General features: G+C 25.6%; 2 protein-coding genes. Both read left to right on the top strand.

Annotated features, from left to right (window positions below; genetic code table 11):
* The coding region (locus G3997_RS03325; protein ID WP_296648070.1) for a lysoplasmalogenase family protein at positions 1-507 on the top strand (507 nt) is incomplete at its 5' end.
* A gap of 2 nt (positions 508-509) precedes the next feature.
* Positions 510-977 (top strand): MarR family winged helix-turn-helix transcriptional regulator, encoded by a 468-nt coding sequence (locus G3997_RS03320; protein WP_296648067.1) that lies wholly within the window; start codon positions 510-512, stop codon positions 975-977.
* Positions 978-1,176: the final 199 nt, after the last annotated feature.

Below are 1,176 nucleotides of genomic sequence, written 5' to 3'. Positions count from 1 at the left end.
ATGATATTTGCATTAATATGTACTATGATAGCAGATGTATTACTTGGAATTAATTTTTATCTTGGTACAATCACATTTGCAATAGGTCATATATTATACTTTAGATCTTATTCTAATCTAATAAAGATAAATCGTAATGATTTCAAAATTGGTATAATTATATCAGTAATTTCACTAATTATTATATCATCTATACCATTTTTAAATTTTGAAAGCGCTATAATGAAAAGTGTATGCTCTATATATGCTATTATAATATCATTTATGATTGGTAAAGCTATTTCAAATTTAATAAAAGAAAATAATATTACTAATAGAATTATTACAATAGGAAGTATTTTATTTTTCATATCAGATTTTATGCTAATGCTAGATGTATTTGGAGGTATCTCAGCAACTGGTTATTTATGCCTTGCTACTTATTATCCAGCACAGTTTATACTAGCATTTTCAATATTTGCTTATGCCAATGAAGATTTATTACAAGAAATGGAGGATGTTGCATAATTATGGTTGAGCTTATAGAAAGATTTGAAGCGTTTACAACATATGTAACAAAGACATATAAGTCTATTCAAAAAATAAAACTTTCTGAAACAGAGAGCATGGGACTTAAGGCTAGTCATGTAATGTATATGTACCATCTTGGAAAAAATGAAGAAGGTCTTACACCTACAGAACTATGTAAACTTTGTATTGAAGATAAAGCAGCTGTATCTAGAATTATTACAGACCTTACAAAAAAAGGTTTTGTAAAGCCTGCACAAGTAGATTCTCAACGTAAATATCGTACAAAATTTATATTAACAAAAGAAGGTATAGATATGAATAAGAGGATAAATGATGCTATTTCTATAGCTGTAAGTAAGGCTTCTAATGGATTGAGTGATGAAGATAGAGAAACATTCTATCGTGTATTTTCATATGTTACAAACAATCTTGAAATGATATGTGACTCGTATTCACAAGATAAATAAATGATTATATTAAACAATACATACTAAATAAAAAGTTATTAAGAAGATAGTAGAAAATAAAAAAGCTATATTAGTATAAAAATAATGCCTTGTGCTAGTTAAATTTTATTATTGAAAATACTGGCTTCTAAAATAAATATTTTTCTTCATAAAAAATACATATAGTATTTTCAATATATATCGCAGATTAACTTACACA

It is taken from the genome of Romboutsia sp. 13368 (assembly GCF_018336475.1).
GTDB lineage: Bacteria > Bacillota > Clostridia > Peptostreptococcales > Peptostreptococcaceae > Romboutsia.
Note: the sequence above shows the minus strand (reverse complement) of the source record. Positions and strands in the feature narration are given on the sequence as shown.